Annotated in this window: 9 protein-coding genes; 6 read left to right on the top strand and 3 right to left on the bottom strand. The window is 64.3% G+C overall.

The genetic code is table 11. The features are described from left to right. Nucleotides 1-113: 113 nt before the first annotated feature. Entirely contained in the window at nt 114-2,003 is a 1,890-nt protein-coding gene (locus RT424_RS09925; RefSeq protein ID WP_313437100.1) for a beta-N-acetylglucosaminidase domain-containing protein, read from the top strand. Between the two features lie 157 nt (nt 2,004-2,160). After that, the gene (locus RT424_RS09920; protein ID WP_313437097.1) at nt 2,161-3,063 is read left to right on the top strand and encodes an ROK family protein; all 903 of its coding nucleotides are present in this window, start codon (nt 2,161-2,163) and stop codon (nt 3,061-3,063) included. 97 nt (nt 3,064-3,160) lie between these two features. On the opposite strand, the gene RT424_RS09915 is transcribed toward RT424_RS09920, so the two are convergent. The 3 genes from RT424_RS09915 to RT424_RS09905 form a co-directional block, all read right to left on the bottom strand. Further along, nucleotides 3,161-6,163, bottom strand: a complete 3,003-nt coding sequence (locus RT424_RS09915; protein WP_313437094.1) for a TonB-dependent receptor domain-containing protein — start codon at nt 6,161-6,163, stop codon at nt 3,161-3,163. Nucleotides 6,164-6,291: 128 nt separating this feature from the next. Beyond that, nucleotides 6,292-7,197: a N(4)-(beta-N-acetylglucosaminyl)-L-asparaginase gene (locus RT424_RS09910; protein ID WP_313437091.1), complete on the bottom strand. Its 906-nt coding sequence runs from the start codon at nt 7,195-7,197 to the stop codon at nt 6,292-6,294. 367 nt (nt 7,198-7,564) lie between these two features. Further along, a complete protein-coding gene (locus RT424_RS09905; protein ID WP_313437088.1) occupies nt 7,565-9,883 on the bottom strand; it encodes a GH92 family glycosyl hydrolase in 2,319 nt (772 codons plus the stop codon). 622 nt (nt 9,884-10,505) lie between these two features. On the opposite strand from RT424_RS09905, the gene RT424_RS09900 reads away from it, so the two are divergent. The 4 genes from RT424_RS09900 to RT424_RS09885 all read left to right on the top strand — a co-directional run. After that, the gene (locus RT424_RS09900) at nt 10,506-11,249 is read left to right on the top strand and encodes a copper homeostasis protein CutC (RefSeq protein ID WP_313437085.1); all 744 of its coding nucleotides are present in this window, start codon (nt 10,506-10,508) and stop codon (nt 11,247-11,249) included. Nucleotides 11,250-11,442: 193 nt separating this feature from the next. Continuing rightward, entirely contained in the window at nt 11,443-12,504 is a 1,062-nt protein-coding gene (locus RT424_RS09895; RefSeq protein WP_313437082.1) for an SIS domain-containing protein, read from the top strand. Then, the gene (gene nagA, locus RT424_RS09890; protein ID WP_409521466.1) at nt 12,501-13,649 is read left to right on the top strand and encodes an N-acetylglucosamine-6-phosphate deacetylase; all 1,149 of its coding nucleotides are present in this window, start codon (nt 12,501-12,503) and stop codon (nt 13,647-13,649) included. Before RT424_RS09895 ends, nagA begins: the two co-directional genes overlap by 4 nt. Nucleotides 13,650-13,719: 70 nt before the next feature. Further along, nucleotides 13,720-15,207 (top strand): glucose PTS transporter subunit IIA (locus RT424_RS09885; RefSeq protein WP_313437077.1); only part of this gene is annotated, 1,488 nt, incomplete at its 3' end.

The raw sequence follows: 15,207 nt of genomic DNA, 5'->3' as shown, positions 1-15,207 counted from the left end.
TCCTCCAATTGGTCCGTACCAATATAGTACCTAGATAATGGAGGTGTGTCTTGCGCAATCGACGTCCGTCCCGTGCTTTCGCTCGTCAGACGGCCGCTGTGCTCGCTGCCGCTATGGCCGTCCCGGCCGTTGCGGCGACGGCGCCTGGCATATTCCCCACGCCGCACGCGCTTGACCTGACAGGGGGTGCGTTCGACCTCGGCGATACCGTCGTGCTCGTGCGTAGGAACGGTGTGGACGCGGCGGTGGCGGAAAGCCTGGAGCAGACTCTGACCAAGGCGGGCGTTCGCCGGATCATTCGAAAGAATTCCCTCCCCCACGATCAAAACCAGACTGTGATTGTCACGGGGTTGGCGAGTGAGGCTGTCGTCAAGGATGCGCTGGCCAGGGCGCAGGCCTCGGTGCCGGATCGTCCCGAGAGCTACGTGCTGGCGGCGCGTAGCAGTCTGGGGGAGGGCATGAAGGGCCTTGTAATCCTGGCGGGCCGTGATGCCGCCGGGTTGCTCCACGCCGCGCAGAGCTTTCGGCAGACCGTCCGCAGCGGAAGCATCGCTTCGCTGACGGTAGTCGATTATCCCTCGATGCCGGTACGTGGCACTATCGAAGGCTTCTACGGAAAACCCTGGACGATGGCCGAACGTGCCAATCACATCCGTTTCCTGGCGTCGATGAAGGCGAACACTTTCATCTACAGCCCGAAAGACGATGTATTCGCGCGAGACAAGTGGCGCGAGCCCTACCCTGCGGAAACGTTGGATGCTCTGGGTAATCTGGCGCGCCTGGCCGGGCGGGAACATATCAACTTCGTCTATGCCGTCTCGCCGGGGCCGTCGATCTGCTACAGCGATCCGGCCGATGTCGAAGCGATACGGAGCAAGTTCGCCAGCTTGCGGCGCAACGACGTCCAAAGCTTCTACGTCGCTTTCGACGACATCGAATACACGAAGTGGAACTGCGCCAGCGACGAGGCCAAGTTCGGCGCACCGGGCCAGAAGGCCGCCGCGCAGGCTCAGGCAGGTCTTCTCAACACCATTCAGGAGGATCTGGCCAAATCCGGCCATGGTTCGCTGATCATGGTGCCGACCGAATATTACAACACCACCGAAACGCCCTACAAGGCGGCCCTGCGCGAGGCGCTCGACCCTCGCGTGGTGGTGCAATGGACGGGAACGGACGTCGTCCCGGCCTCCATCTCGGTAAACCACGCCAAGGACGCGACCAGGGCTTTCGGTCGCAAGACGCTGCTGTGGGACAACTATCCGGTCAACGACTTCAAGGAGTCCGAAGGCAGATTGCTGTTGGCGCCTTACGACTATCGGCAAGCGGGGCTTTCCCAGCAACTGACCGGTATCGTGGCGAACCCGATGAACCAGGAGGTGTCCAGCCGCCCTGCCGTGGCAGGACTGTTGTCCTTCGCCTGGAACGACGCCGACTATGATGCCCAGCGCACGTGGAGCGCGGCTGCGCGTGAACTGGCCGGCGGGAACGAGCAGGTTACGCAGGCCTTGCTGGCCTTTTTCGACACGCAGCACCTGGCACCCACGTTCGGTCACTTGCCCTGGCAGCCTCAGGCGCCGCGCCTGAAAGCCAGGATTGACGCGGTGCGAGATGCCCTGGCCTATGGCGACGCGGCGGAACAGCAGGCGACCTTGCGCGATCTTGCGCAGGCCGCCGACGCGCTTGCAGCCGCGCCGGACGTCATCCGCGCCGGCGTCGTCGAGCCGGGGTTCGTCGCCGAAGCGAAACCGTGGCTCGAAGCGACGCAGTTGTGGGCGCGGGCGCTGCAACTCAGCGTGCACGGACTGGAGGCGGAACTCGGAGCAACCAGCGCGGCTGCGCCTCGCTTTTTCAACGAGGCGGAAAGGCTCGCCCGCCAGGCAGCCGCGATTGAAGCGATTCCCGGCGCCACCCGGTTTGTCGGGCCGGTGAAGGTGGCTGACGGCGTTCTGGACACGTTTGTGAAGGATGCGCCCCAACTGGTTCGTGCGCGGCAGGAGCCATAGCAAGTGCCGGTTCGCGGATGATGATTGTTCGCGAGCAGGGGAAGCCGCCGCATCGCTCAATTGGCCTGCTTCCCTTTTCTGAAATACCAAACTAGAACCAGTCAGAAGCGTGTGAAGCGCGGCAGGACGTTTGTCCTGTAAATGGCAGGAGTTCAGGATGGCGTTGTTTGGGGCGATCGAAGCGGGCGGAACCAAGTTCGTCTGTGCGGTGGGATCTGCCGCATCGGGGATCGTAGCGATGGAGACCATACCCACCAGCGATCCGGACGCGACTTTCGCGGCGGTCGCCGAATTCTTCCATATGGCGGGACGCGCGCAGGATATCGCGGCGGTGGGCGTCGGCAGCTTCGGCCCGGTTGCAGTGGACCCGGCTTCGCCCTCCTACGGCCGAATTCTGGCAACGCCCAAGCCGGGGTGGCAAGGCACCGACATGCTGGGCCGCATTCGCGCTTTTCTCGACGTGCCTCTGACGATCGATACCGATGTCAATGCCGCCGCACTGGCAGAGGCGCGAGCGGCCGGGCCTGACGTTCGCCACTTGGCTTACGTGACGATCGGCACCGGCGTCGGCGTCGGCCTGGTCAACGACGGGCGCACCGTGCATGGCACCGGACACCCGGAAATCGGACATATTCTCGTCCGGCGCCATCCGCTGCACGGCGAATTTCCGGGGGTGTGTCCGTTTCATGGCGATTGTCTGGAGGGGCTGGCATCTGGCCCCGCCGTTCTGGCCGCGTGGGGTTCACCTGCCACCGAATTTGGTGACGATCATCCGTTCTGGACGATCCAGGTGGATTATCTCGCCCAGTTGTGCATGACCCTGTTGCTCTCGACCATGCCTCAACGGATCATCCTGGGCGGCGGTGTGATGAAGCAGGAGCGGCTGTTCCCGGCAGTGCGGGCGCGCACGGCTGAGCTGCTTAACGGATATGTCGCCGGCATCGAGAACGCACAGTCCCTGGACGATGTCATCGTCCCGCCGCTGTGCATCGATCCGCCCGGTGTCGTCGGGGCCTTGCTCCTGGCCGAAGCCGCGCTCACTGCGCCTTCGGTTCGCTGACGCGCATCTGCTGCGGCGGGCTGCCGCCGGATGCTTTCCCGTAAAAGGATTTTCCCCGGTGGGCTCTCGCCTTGGCGAAAGCCCACCGGGGAAAGGATCAGAAGTTGACGGTCGCCCCGACCGCGATCTGGCGGCCAAGGGAGTCGTAGCGCGCCGAAAGCGTATTGCTGCGCGACAGGCCGTAGCCATAGGAGTTCGGCAGCAGCGGCGGACGCTTGTCGAGGATGTTGTTCGCGGAAATGCGGAACGAATAGGCCGCATCGACGCGGAACGTCAGCGCGAGGTCGAAGTAGTTCTGGCCGCCGATACGGTAGAACGTCTCGCGCTCGGTGCTGGCATTGCCGCCCAACGCCGGGTCGTTCGAGTTGCTGACATTGGTCAGCGGACCGACATAGCGCCAGTTGAACGAGGCGTTGAAGAAGCGATCCTCGGTCGTATAGGTGGCGCGCAGGGTATGCGTCCACTTGGGGATCAGCTGGCCGCAAGTGCCGCCGTAGTACCCGGCGCAGTTGTACTGCGCGAGGATCGGCGAATCCTGCCCACCCGCCAGCGTCGTGAGCGATCCGGCGAAGTCCAGCGCCAGGGTGCCGTACTTGCCGAGACCGGTCGAATACTGGCCCTGGAAGTCCCAGCCGTGCGACTTGCTCTTGTAGTAGTTGGTCGTACCGCCACGAATGTAGCCGCTGGTCGGGTTGGTGCTGGGGTTGCTGGACAGCGTGCCGTCGGCATTGCGCACGAACATCGAGCAGAAGAACTCGCTGCCGGTCTGGAGACAGCCGTTCGAGAAGTAATCGTAGTTGTTGTAGCCGATCGAGTCATCAAGATCGATCAGGAAGCGATCGACCGAGACGACCAGGCCGGGCACGAACGAGGGCTTGAGCACGACGCCAAAGGTTTTGGTGTAAGCCGTTTCCGGGTTGACCGTGTAGCCACCCGAGCGAACGGTGCAACCGACGTCGGTGGGGCAGACCAAGGTCGGGCTGCCGTAGAGGCTGTCGGCCAGACCGGTTGCCGCGCAGACTTCACGCGAGGCGGCGGGAGCGCCGTAGACGGGAACCTGCTGGCCATTGGCCCCGGTCGTGTAGCTGACGGTGGGGGCGCAGATGTCGTTGTAGGTCGGCGTGATCCGGTCGTAGCTGATGTTGGAGCCCTGGAAGGCTTCCACCACGGTCGGCGCGCGCTGGGCCTTGTTGATCGAGCCGCGGAAGGTGATGTCCGAGATAGGCGACCAGATCGCCTCGGCCTTCCAGGTCGAGAAGGTGTCCGGGTTGGAGCTGTACTTCGACAAACGGAACGCACCGTTGAACTGGAGTAGTTCAGCGAAGGGCTTGTGCTCCATAATCGGGACCTGAAGCTCTACGTTTCCTTCCCAGGCATTCTGCGAAAGGTTGCTGTTCGTTCCGCCCCAATTCTTTCGCCAGACGTCGTCGGCGTAGCTCTTCAGCTTGTCCTCGCGGAACTCGGCGCCGATCGCGATCGCCACGCCCTGATCGGCCCATGGCGACTGGATGCCGTAAGTGCCGAGGTCGCCCTGAACGGTGCCGACTACGTTGTAGAGGGTGTTGATCGTGGTGCTGGTGCCGAACTCTGTCAGGTAGTCCAACAGCGCTTGGCCGTTGGTGGCCGAGTTGGCGCTGAAGGCGTCGAAGGGAACGCAGCCGTCGGCCGAGCCGGCGGCGCATTGGAGCTGGCCGTTGACGCTGACGACGTTGAGCGCGTTGTTGACACGGTCGTAGTTGGGGCGCCCCCAGGTCGTGTCCATGCGGTTGCGGGCGTAGACGCCGCCCACGTCGTAGCTCCAGCCCTCTGCGATCTGGCCGCGCACGCCAGCGGTCGCGCGCAGGCCCAGGTTGAGGTACGAATCCGAGATGGGGCGTGCATTGTTGAAGCGGTAGCGGACGTCGAGCGGGGCGAGAGTGCCCGTACCTGCATCGGCACCGCATATGGTCTGCGCTTGCGAGGCCGACATCAAGGGATTGTTGCAGTTGACGAGATACGTCGTGCCTTCGCCATAAGTCTCGGCATTCAGCACGCGCGCCGGATAGGGATTGGATGAGCGGTCGCGGAACCACATGACGCTGCCGTAGAGTTCGGCGGCGTCGGACAGTTCGAAGGACGTGAAGCCGCCTGCATTCCAGCGCTTGTTGGCGCGTTGGAAGGAGTAGCCGTCAAAGGGATTGGCGGCATAGGCGTCGCCATAAGGCAGGAGAGTGCGGGAGCCGTCCGGATTGTTCACGAACTGTTGGCCGTCGGCTGCTCCCGAACGGGGCGAAATGTAGCCGTTGGGCGTGTAGGTCGAGGTCGTGCAGCCCAGCGGGCCGTCCTTGACGGTTTGAATGAGTTCGCAACCCGCCGTCTCGCGTGAGGAGAACGGTACCAGCGCCGCTTCGCGGTAGTTGACGTAGCCGCTGATGTGGAAGCGGCCGTCGAACAGCTTCTTGCCGACCGTCAGCGAGATGTCGGAACGGCCGCCGTCGATGGCGGTTCCGCGCGCGGGCTGGTCGAAGCCGTACTGGCTGGCGACGTCCGAGATCAGCGTGCGCTTGTTCTTGTGCAGGTAGAAGTTGTAGTTGCCGTTGAGCTGGATGCCTTCGAAATCGTCATCCATGACGAAATTGACGACGCCGGCGACCGCATCCGAACCGTAGACGGCGGAAGCACCACCGGTCAGCACGTCGACGCGCTTGATCAGCGAGGTCGGGATCATGTTGGCGTCGACGCCGTTCATGGTGCCCACGCGCTTGCCGTCGATCAGGGTCAGGGTGCGTTCGAAGCCGAGGTTGCGCAGCTTGATCCGCTGGCGGCCGTCGGAATCCGAATAGTTCTGCTGGCTGTCCGGCGCGATCTGAGGAATGCGATTGAGCACTTCCTCGATATTGACCGCTGCCTGGGCGCGGATCGCGTCGTTGGTGACCGAGGTGATCGGTGCGGCGGCGGTGGAGTTCGGGCGATTGATGCGCGAACCCGTCACGACGATCGAACCTGCCGAACCGCCGCTGCCTGCTTCGGCTTCACCCGGCGTCTGGCCCTGCGCCAGTGCCGGTGTGGCAAGACCGCTAATGCAGGTCGTGGCCAAGAGTATCCTGGTAATCTTCCTCATCGAGAACCCCTTTTCTTCCCTGAAGATGCCGGCCCGCAATCCTTCGAGCCGCGTGTTTTGGTTGACTTCATCTTGCCGATCGTTGCCGGCATGTCCTTCTGCGTAAATGACGTGTGCCACCCGCGCCGTCAGGCGCGGCGTAGGCTTTGCGATGGGCGCACCTCTGTGTGTCCGCTTTCATCGGTGACTGCGTAGGTGAAGCCGGGCTGGATGGCGAAGGCGCCAACCTGGCCTTGCTTGTCGATCGCCAGGAAAGCGACCTGGGCGTCCTTGACCGCGTCCCCGCGCAACCTGACGATATGCTCGACCGCTTCGCGGCAGGCAGCCATCGCCGAGAGTCCCATGCGCATCGATCCGATCACGCGGGCTGCGCCGGCGATGCGGGTCACTTCCTCGCCAACCCCCGTGGCCGTCGCCGCGCCGACGCCGGGTTCGACCAGGAGCCCGCATCCCGCCTGCGGCGAATCGCCCACCCGGCCGCGCAGTTTGAAAGCCATGCCGGAGGTCGTGCAGGCGCCTGCCAGGCGGCCGTCCGGGCTCCGCGCGAGAATACCAATCGTGTCATGGTCTAGCGAAGAACCACGCTGGTTCTCGATATTGGCGACCGGCTTGTATTCGGCCTTCTTAAGCCATTCCTTCCAGGCCGCTTCGGCTTCGGGAGTCAGCAGGTTCTGCGAAGAAAATCCCTGTTCGCGGGCGAATTGCGCCGCGCCTTCGCCTACCAGCATGGTGTGCGGAGTCCGCTCCATGACACGCCGTGCAACCGAGATCGCATGGACATAGCCCTCCAGAGCCGCCACCGCGCCGGCATGGCCGCGGTCGTCCATGATGATGGCGTCTAGCGTGACGTGGCCGTCCCGGTCCGGATAGCCGCCCATGCCGACGGAGTGGTTGGAAAGGTCCGCCTCCGGTACTTTCGCGCCGGCCTCTACGGCATCGATCAGCGTGCCTCCGGCTTTCCAACGGCTATAGGCGGCGGCATTAGCGGCTGCTCCGAAGTCCCATGTCGAGACGACGAGCGCGCCGGAGGCCATGCTTTTTGCTGCAGCGCTCTTTACAGCAGCTGGGGCGGCGCGCGCCGTACCGGCGGTAGCCGCGCCGGCTAAGGCAAACCCCAAGGTATCGCGGCGCGAAATTCCCATGCCCAATCGTCCCAAGCCCGTGCGATCGCTGGGTAGGTGACAGCCGAAGCCGCCCTCCTCCCAGAGACTCTATGCAACAAAGCTGTCATAGGTCTTGAATAAGTTCAAACCCAAAAATCAAATTGGCATTACATTTTTGCGATTGACCCTGAAAGATGTATCAAATTGGTATCGTTTCAGGCTTCTGTCCAAGCGCCGTGGAGGGAGAGCCTGTTGGACGGCCGCTCACTGCAAGGTTCCGGATCAGCCATGCCCAGCCTCAACCCTGGCTCGGCGGCCGGTCATGCGGATCGCGCCCGAATGACGGTTCTGGCACGTTCTGCATGTGGAAGGTCAGTTTCCCACCCTTCATGAGTTCCTTGTGGCTGATCCAGCAGCGGCTATGCGCCTTGCCGTTCCAATCGACACGACCGTAGTAGGGCCGGTCGGAGCGATTGCCGGGCGCGCTGACGATCAGTTCGCGTCCATTGCCGAGCTTCACGCGCGCTTCCTCGAACAGCGGACTGCCGAGGATGTAGATGCCGCTGACCGGGTCGACCGGATAGAAGCCGAGCGCGGAGAGCACGTACCAGGCGCTCATCTGCCCGCAATCGTCGTTGCCGATCACGCCGGCCGGCCTGGCGCGATACATCAGGGCGAGCAGGCGGCGAACCATGGCCTGCGTCTTCCAGTGCGCGCCGGTCCAGGCGTAGAGATAGGCAACGTGGTGAGACGGCTCGTTGCCGTGCGCGTATTGGCCCACCATGCCGCTGATATCCGGCGGTGCGTTCTTCGGCAGCGTCGACGGCGCGTTGAACAATGCGTCGAGCTTGGCCTCGAGACCGGCCGGACCGCCCAGCGCGTCGGCCAGCCCGTGAACGTCGTGCTGGTTGAGGAAGGTCGCCTGCCAGCCGTTGCTCTCGGTGAAATCGCGCCACTTGTCCGAATGGCCCAGTTCGACGGGGTCGTAGGGCTCGGTCCAGGAGCCGTCGTCAAGGCGCGGCCGAGCGAAGCCGGTTCGCGTGTCGAACACGTTCTTCCAGTTCCCCGAACGGGCCTTGAGCCGTGCGGCGTCGTTCGCGGCGCCTGCCGCCGTGGCGATCCGGGCGGCGGCATAGTCGTCGTAGGCATATTCCAGCGTCCGGCTGACGCTCTCGAACACCTTGTCGGCCGGAACATAGCCCTTGGCATCGTATTCCGGGATTCCCCGCGAATTGTCGAGCACGGGCATCGTGAAGTCGAACGAGCGGCGGCGGATATTGGGCCAGGCCGCGGCGTAGTCGCCGGGAATGCCCTTGGCCATGGCTTCCGCCAGGACGGGCACGGAGTGCCAGCCCATCATACAGCCGGTCTCCACGCCCTGGAGCGGCCAGACCGGCGGACCATAGGGGCTCTGCTGGGTCTGGCGAATGAGATCGGCGACGAACTCCTCTACCCGCGCCGGCCGGATCAGCGTCTGCAACGGGTGGAAGGCGCGGTAAGTATCCCAGAGCGAGTAGGCGCTATAGGCTCTCTGGCCTGGGGGAAGCTGGTGTACCTTGCGGTCGAGCCCGATAGTGCGGCCGTCAACGTCCGAGAACAGCGTTGGTCCGATCGCGGCATGATAGAGGGCGGTTGCCATGATCGTGCGCTGTTCGACACTGCCGCCGCTCACCGCGACATGTGACATCTCGTCAGCCCATGCGCGGGACGCGGCCCGACGATAGTCGTCGAAGTCGAAGTGCGTCGCTTCCGCCGCGAGGTTCGCACGGGCCCCCGCGACGTCCACGGCCGAGACGGCGGTGCGTACGACGATCGGCGCGGTTCCGGCATCGTCGAAGTGGATCGCCGCCTTCACGCGTCTGCCCTTGACCTGGTTGCTTCCGGAAGGTTGCGGGGCGTCATGGTCGCCGAAGAATTCCACCCGGCTGGGCGGACGGGAGAACTGCATTGCAAAATAGATGTGGCGGCCCTTGGCCCAACGGAACACGCGTCGCTGGCCGGTGAGCGTGCCGTCCGCGTCCAGCGTCATTTCCGCGTCGTCGATCAGCGGATGCTTGTCCGAGGAGTCGCGCACGAGATGCGACAGATCGATCAGCAGGTGGCCATGACCTGCCGGATAGACGTGCCGCTGGATACCGGTGCGCAATGTCGTGGTAAGTTCGCTGACAACCCCGTTTTCGAGCTGGACCCGGTAGAAGCCGGGCTCGGCCGCTTCGTCGCTGTAGCGCAGGCGATAGCCTTCGTCCGGGCGGTCGAGCGGTCCGGGTTGCAGGCGCACGTCACCCCGGCAGGGCACGACGAGCACGTCCAGCATGTCGCCGATGCCGGTGCCGGACAGGTGCGTGTGCGAAAAGCCGAGCAGCGACGGATCGCCATGGTGGTAGCCCGAGCAGGTGTCCCAGCGCGCGGTGTCGGTATCGGGGCTGAGCTGGACCATGCCGAAAGGCAGGGTGGCGCCGGGGAACGTGTGGCCGTCGCCGCCGGTGCCGATAAAGGGATCGACCTTCGCGGCGGCTTCGCTGGCAAGCGCCCGTGACGTTCCGGCCGGCAGTGCGGCGGCCAGCAGGGCGACACGGCAGGAGCCGGACATCAGGCGGCGACGGCTGAAGGCGGTCATGAATGGCATCCCCTGCTCTATAACGCGCTGTTCTGGAAAAAGGACGACGCCTGTCCTTAGGGTCAGGAACCCTGGGACAGGCGCCGGCCCGTGTGCATGCAGATCATAGGAGGAGGAGGGGGACCTGCACGCTTTTTCACGGGACTTAGAAGCTGGACAGAGCGGTGGCGGTGAAGGCGCAACCGTCGTTGTGGAAGGCGGTCGCGCCAAGTTGGTGGTACCTGTCTGTGGAAGCCGACGCGTTCAGACGGCCAGTCGTGGCCATGGCCCGTGAGAACTTATTCATTGTTTGCCTCATACACCCGATCCCGGAGCGCTTCCGTCTTTGTCCCTGTGGAATGCGCGTCGACGGCTTCCTGTAATAATTCCAATGCCATTCCAATTTCGGGTTGGAATGTCACCAAAATAGATCCTGATGTCCATCCCATAAATTCTCCCCCACCCGACAAAAAGGCTTTTTGGAAAAGGATTTTTCAAGATTTCAGGGATTTAAACGCCTCGCCTGCAAAGCGATAGGTAGCGTCAAAGCCGTGGTAGGCTGGCATACAGAGCCAAAGTATGTCCAATTCGCGCATCACGAATCGTATGTCGGCCTTAGGCGGCGTCTAAAGGGGAGGGCTCAATGCTCGAAGTTTGCGTTGAAGATGCTGCCGGTCTGGCTGCCGCTATTGCGGGTGGCGGCGACCGCATCGAGCTTTGCAGCGCTCTGGCGCTGGGTGGTTTGACTCCTTCGCGGGCGTTGGTCCGGCTTGCCGCCGCAGCCCCGATACCCGTCCACATGCTCTGCCGCCCTCGCGAGGGGGACTTCCACTATGCGGAGCCGGAAGTCGCTCAGGTGCGGGACGATATCGATCTGGCTGCCGAATCCGGCCTCGCGGGCATCGTCATCGGGGCAGGGGGCGTGCAGGGGCTTGACCATGGGGTCTTGGCCGATTGGCTTGATCATGCCCGCCGGGTCGGCAGCGCGCGCGGTAAGCGCTTGTCGGTAACCTTGCACCGGGTCTTCGATCTGCTTGACGATATGGAGAGCGGGTTGGAGCAAGCCGTAGCGATGGGCTTCGACCGGATCCTTACTTCGGGCGGCGCGACCCGCGCACCTGAAGGCGCTGCCATGCTCGCGCATCTTCACGAACGCGCTGCAGGCCGAATTGTCATTCTCGCGGGATCGGGCGTATCCGTCGAGGCTGTTCCCTTGCTGCGCTCCACCGGCATCGCGGAGTTTCACGCTTCGTGCCGGGTTGCCGGCGGCACATCGGATGCGGGCGAAAGCGCGAGGCTGGAGGAACTGGGTTTCCAAAAAGGAGCGCGGCTGGTGACGGACGCTGCGGAAGTGGCCCGTCTCAAGGCCGCTATGGCGCACATCTGACGTAGGTAGCATCGGTTTTCGGCCGAAAACTCGCAGCCTGACGTGGCTGTAAGGCAGTGGCTCCGTTCGAAAGCGATTGCGTATTGCCTGAACTTGGAAGATACCAATATAGAACTTATGTGAGTATTGGTAAGCCTTCGTCCCTCTTGGCGGCTTCCGCCGACCGGTACGACGCGCAGGAGATTTTGCCGCAATGCAGTCCGAAACCGCGGGTTCCCCGCCAGCCCCGACACAGTCCTCGCTCATGGATCGTGAAGCCGCCGAGGCAGGGCAGGCGGTACGCCGCTTCCTGACGAACAACCGCGCGATTCTTACGCGTCTGGCGCAGGAGTTGCGCGAGGAGCCGCCTTCCGTCGTCGTCACTTGCGCGCGCGGATCGTCGGACAATGCGGCGACTTATGCCAAATATCTGATCGAGACCCTTGTAGGCATTCCGGTATCGTCGTCCGCGCTCAGCGTGTCATCGGTCTTCGGTGCCGAGATGCAACCCGGCCGCGTGCTCGTGGTGGCGATCTCGCAAAGTGGACGCAGCCCCGACCTGTTGGCGGCGGTCGAGGCACATCGCCGCGCGGGCGCGCGCGTCGTTGCGCTGGTCAACGACGAAACGGCGCCGCTTGCCGATCTGGCGCACTGGGTTCTGCCGCTCCATGCCGGCCCCGAGAAATCGGTGGCGGCGACCAAGTCCTTCATCGCTTCGCTGGCCGGGGTCGCTGCCCTGGTGGCCCACTGGGCCGGGGATGCCGCGTTCGACCTTGCCCTGGAAGCCTTGCCCGACGCGCTGGAAACCACTTCGAAGATAGCGCCTTTCGATCTCGTCGGGCAGCTTGCCGAGGCGAACAACCTCTTCGTGATCGCCCGTGGATACGGTTTCGCGGTTGCGCAGGAGGGCGCGCTGAAGCTCAAGGAAACCTGTGGGCTCCACGCCGAGGCTTATAGCGCGGCGGAAGTGCGTCATGGCCCGATGACGATCATCAACGAGGGCTTTCCCATCGTCGCCTTCGCGACTTCGGACGCCAGCGGCGATAGCGTGCGCGGGGCTGCCGCCGAATTCGCGGGACGCGGCGCCGATGTTGCGCTTCTCGATGCCCTTCAGCCGTTCGGAGAAACGACGCTCGCCGCTCTCGCCGGTCACGCCGCGCTGGAGCCGATGCTCATGATCCAGGCCTTCTATCCGCAAGTGAATGCCCTTTCGCTTGCGCGCGGCTTCGACCCGGACAATCCAGCGCACTTGCGCAAGGTAACCGAGACCCTCTGATGGAAATCGCCTTCGTCAACGGCGACGTCTATCTCAACCGCGCCTGGGCGCGCGATGTCGTGGTGTGCGTGGAACAGGGCCGTATCGTCCAGGCGCATGCAGGCGTTTCGGAACATGGAAACGAGGCCGACGAAGTCGTCGATCTCGAAGGCGGATTGCTGGTCCCGGGCTTCATCGACGTTCAGGTGAACGGCGGTGGCGGGGTTCTGCTCAACGATGCGCCGACCCGACAAGGCATCGCCACGATCGCTTCCGCCCATGCGCGTTTCGGCACGACGGGCCTGTTGCCCACGCTCATAAGCGCCACGCCGGACGTGATAGCGCGCGGGCTCGACGCCACGGACGAAGCGATTGCCCTGGGCGTGCCCGGTTGCATCGGCATCCACGTGGAAGGACCGGTGCTCAACGCCAAGCGGCGCGGGATCCACTCCGAAAACCATTTGCGCAAGCTGGACGACGAGATGGTCGACCTGCTCGTACGACCGCGTGCAGGCAAGGTGCTCTTCACGATCGCGCCCGAGTATCTCCATGCCGATCAGGCGAAAGCGCTGATCGATGCCGGGGTCGTGCTGGCGATGGGCCACTCCGATGCCGACTACGAGACGGCGCGCGCCGCTTTCGACATGGGCGTGACCGGCGTGACGCATCTGTTCAACGCGATGTCGGGATTGCATCATCGCAATCCCGGCATGGTCGGCGCGGCGCTGGAAAACCGGTCGGCCTGGTGCGGTCTGATCGCCGACGGCTATCACGTCCATCCCGCCGCCATGCGCGTCGCGCTGGCGAGCCGACCGCTCGATCGTTTCGTGCTGGTGACCGACGCGATGTCCTGCGTAGGTTCGGACCAGACCAGTTTCGAGCTCGACGGCCGTGAGATCGTCGTTGCGGACGGGCGATGCGTGGGCGCGGACGGAACCTTGGCAGGCGCTTCGCTCGACATGGCCGCCGCCGTGCGTAACGCCGTGGAGATGGCGGGACTGTCGGTGGCACAGGCGGTCGACATGGCCAGTGTGCAACCCGCCGAATTCCTCGGCCTCGCTTCGGAAAGAGGCGTGATCGCCGCCGGCCGCAGCGCGGATTTCGTCAGGCTCGACCGCGCGATGGCGCCGCAGGCGACCTGGATCGCCGGTGAACGGGTATTCTGATACCGATCTTTGGAGACAAGCCCATCCGATGACTGCCTCCTTTCCTTCTTCAACGACTGTCGAATCGCCCATGACATCCTCGGAGTCCGTCATCGTCATCCAGGCTCCGCTGGACGGCTGGCTGGCGCCGCTCACCGAGATTCCCGATCCGGTCTTCGCGGGCGGAATGCTGGGTGACGGCCTGGCGATCGATCCGACCGGCACGGTTCTTCATGCGCCTTGCGCCGGCACCGTAGCTTCTCTCGCCGCCACCGGCCATGCCGTTACCTTGCGTCTCGAAGGCGGGGCCGAGCTGCTGGTGCATCTCGGTGTCGATACCGTGGCGATGGGCGGCCGCGGTTTTACGCCCCTTGTGACGCAGGGGCAGCAAGTGGCGGCCGGTGACGCCCTGGTGCGCTTCGATCTCGACGCCGTGGTGACGAGCGCGGCCAGCGCGATGACACCGGTGCTCCTGCTGGCCAATGAGGAATGGACGCTCGATTTCAAGCGTGAGCCAGGTCCGGTCAAGGTCGGCGAGAGGCTGATGACTTTGCGCCGCCAGGACGTGGACGACACCCCTGTGACCGAAGAACCGGCATCGCTGGAAGAGGAACGGGTGCGCGAAATGTCCGTGCCGCTGCGCCATGGTATTCATGCCCGTCCGGCCGCGCGCCTGCGGCAGGTCGCGACCGCGTTCGATGCCGTGGTGCGCATGGAGATTTCGGGCAAGTCCGCCAGCCTGCGCAGCCCCGTCGGTGTGCTGGCCCTGGGGATCAGGCATGGCGACCGTATCTCGCTCCATGCCCGTGGCACCGAGGCCGGTGAAGTGCTGGATGCGCTGGAGGCTCTGATTGCGAGCGGCATGGGTGAGCTGGCACATGGGGACGAGCCGGTCGTCTCGCAGCCAGGTCGCTCGGCGGTTGCCTCGCCCGTCCAGCGGCGGATTACGGAACTTGACGCGAACGGGATGTTGGCAGGTGTCATTGCCGCGCCCGGCGTGGCGGTAGGCCGGGCCGTCCATTACCGGCTGGGTCAGGTGGAGGTTGCCGAAGGCTCGGGCGATCCCGCCATCGAGCGCGTCCTGCTGGACGGTACGCTGGCTCAACTGCGCGAAGGAATCGCGCGGGAAAGCGAAGGCGCACCGGCCCATGCGGCCTCGATACTCGCGGCCCATGCGGTCATGCTGGAGGACGAGGACCTGCTGGCGGCGGCGCATGAGGCTATCGTGAAGGGCGAGAGCGCTGGCGCGGCCTGGCGGCTTGCCATCGGCACTCAGGTCGATCTCCTGCTGCGCTCCGGCGATCCCCGCCTTGCCGAGCGTGTGGACGACTTGCGCGATCTCGAACGTCAGGTGCTGGCTGCGCTAATTGGCGGCGATGCCACAGGCTTCGCGCTACCGGAAGACGCCGTGCTCGTGGCCGAGGATCTGCTCCCCTCGCAGCTCATGGCGCTGGATCCAGACCGGCTTGCTGCGATCTGTCTCGTAAACGGCGGGCCGACCTCACACGTTGCAATCCTTGCCGCCGGGCTCGGCGTGCCGATGCTGGTGGCGATGGGAACCGCGCTGGACAGCATCGTT

This window comes from Novosphingobium sp., assembly GCF_032093395.1.
Classification (GTDB): Bacteria; Pseudomonadota; Alphaproteobacteria; order Sphingomonadales; family Sphingomonadaceae; genus Novosphingobium.
This window is presented reverse-complemented; position numbering and strand designations above follow the sequence as displayed.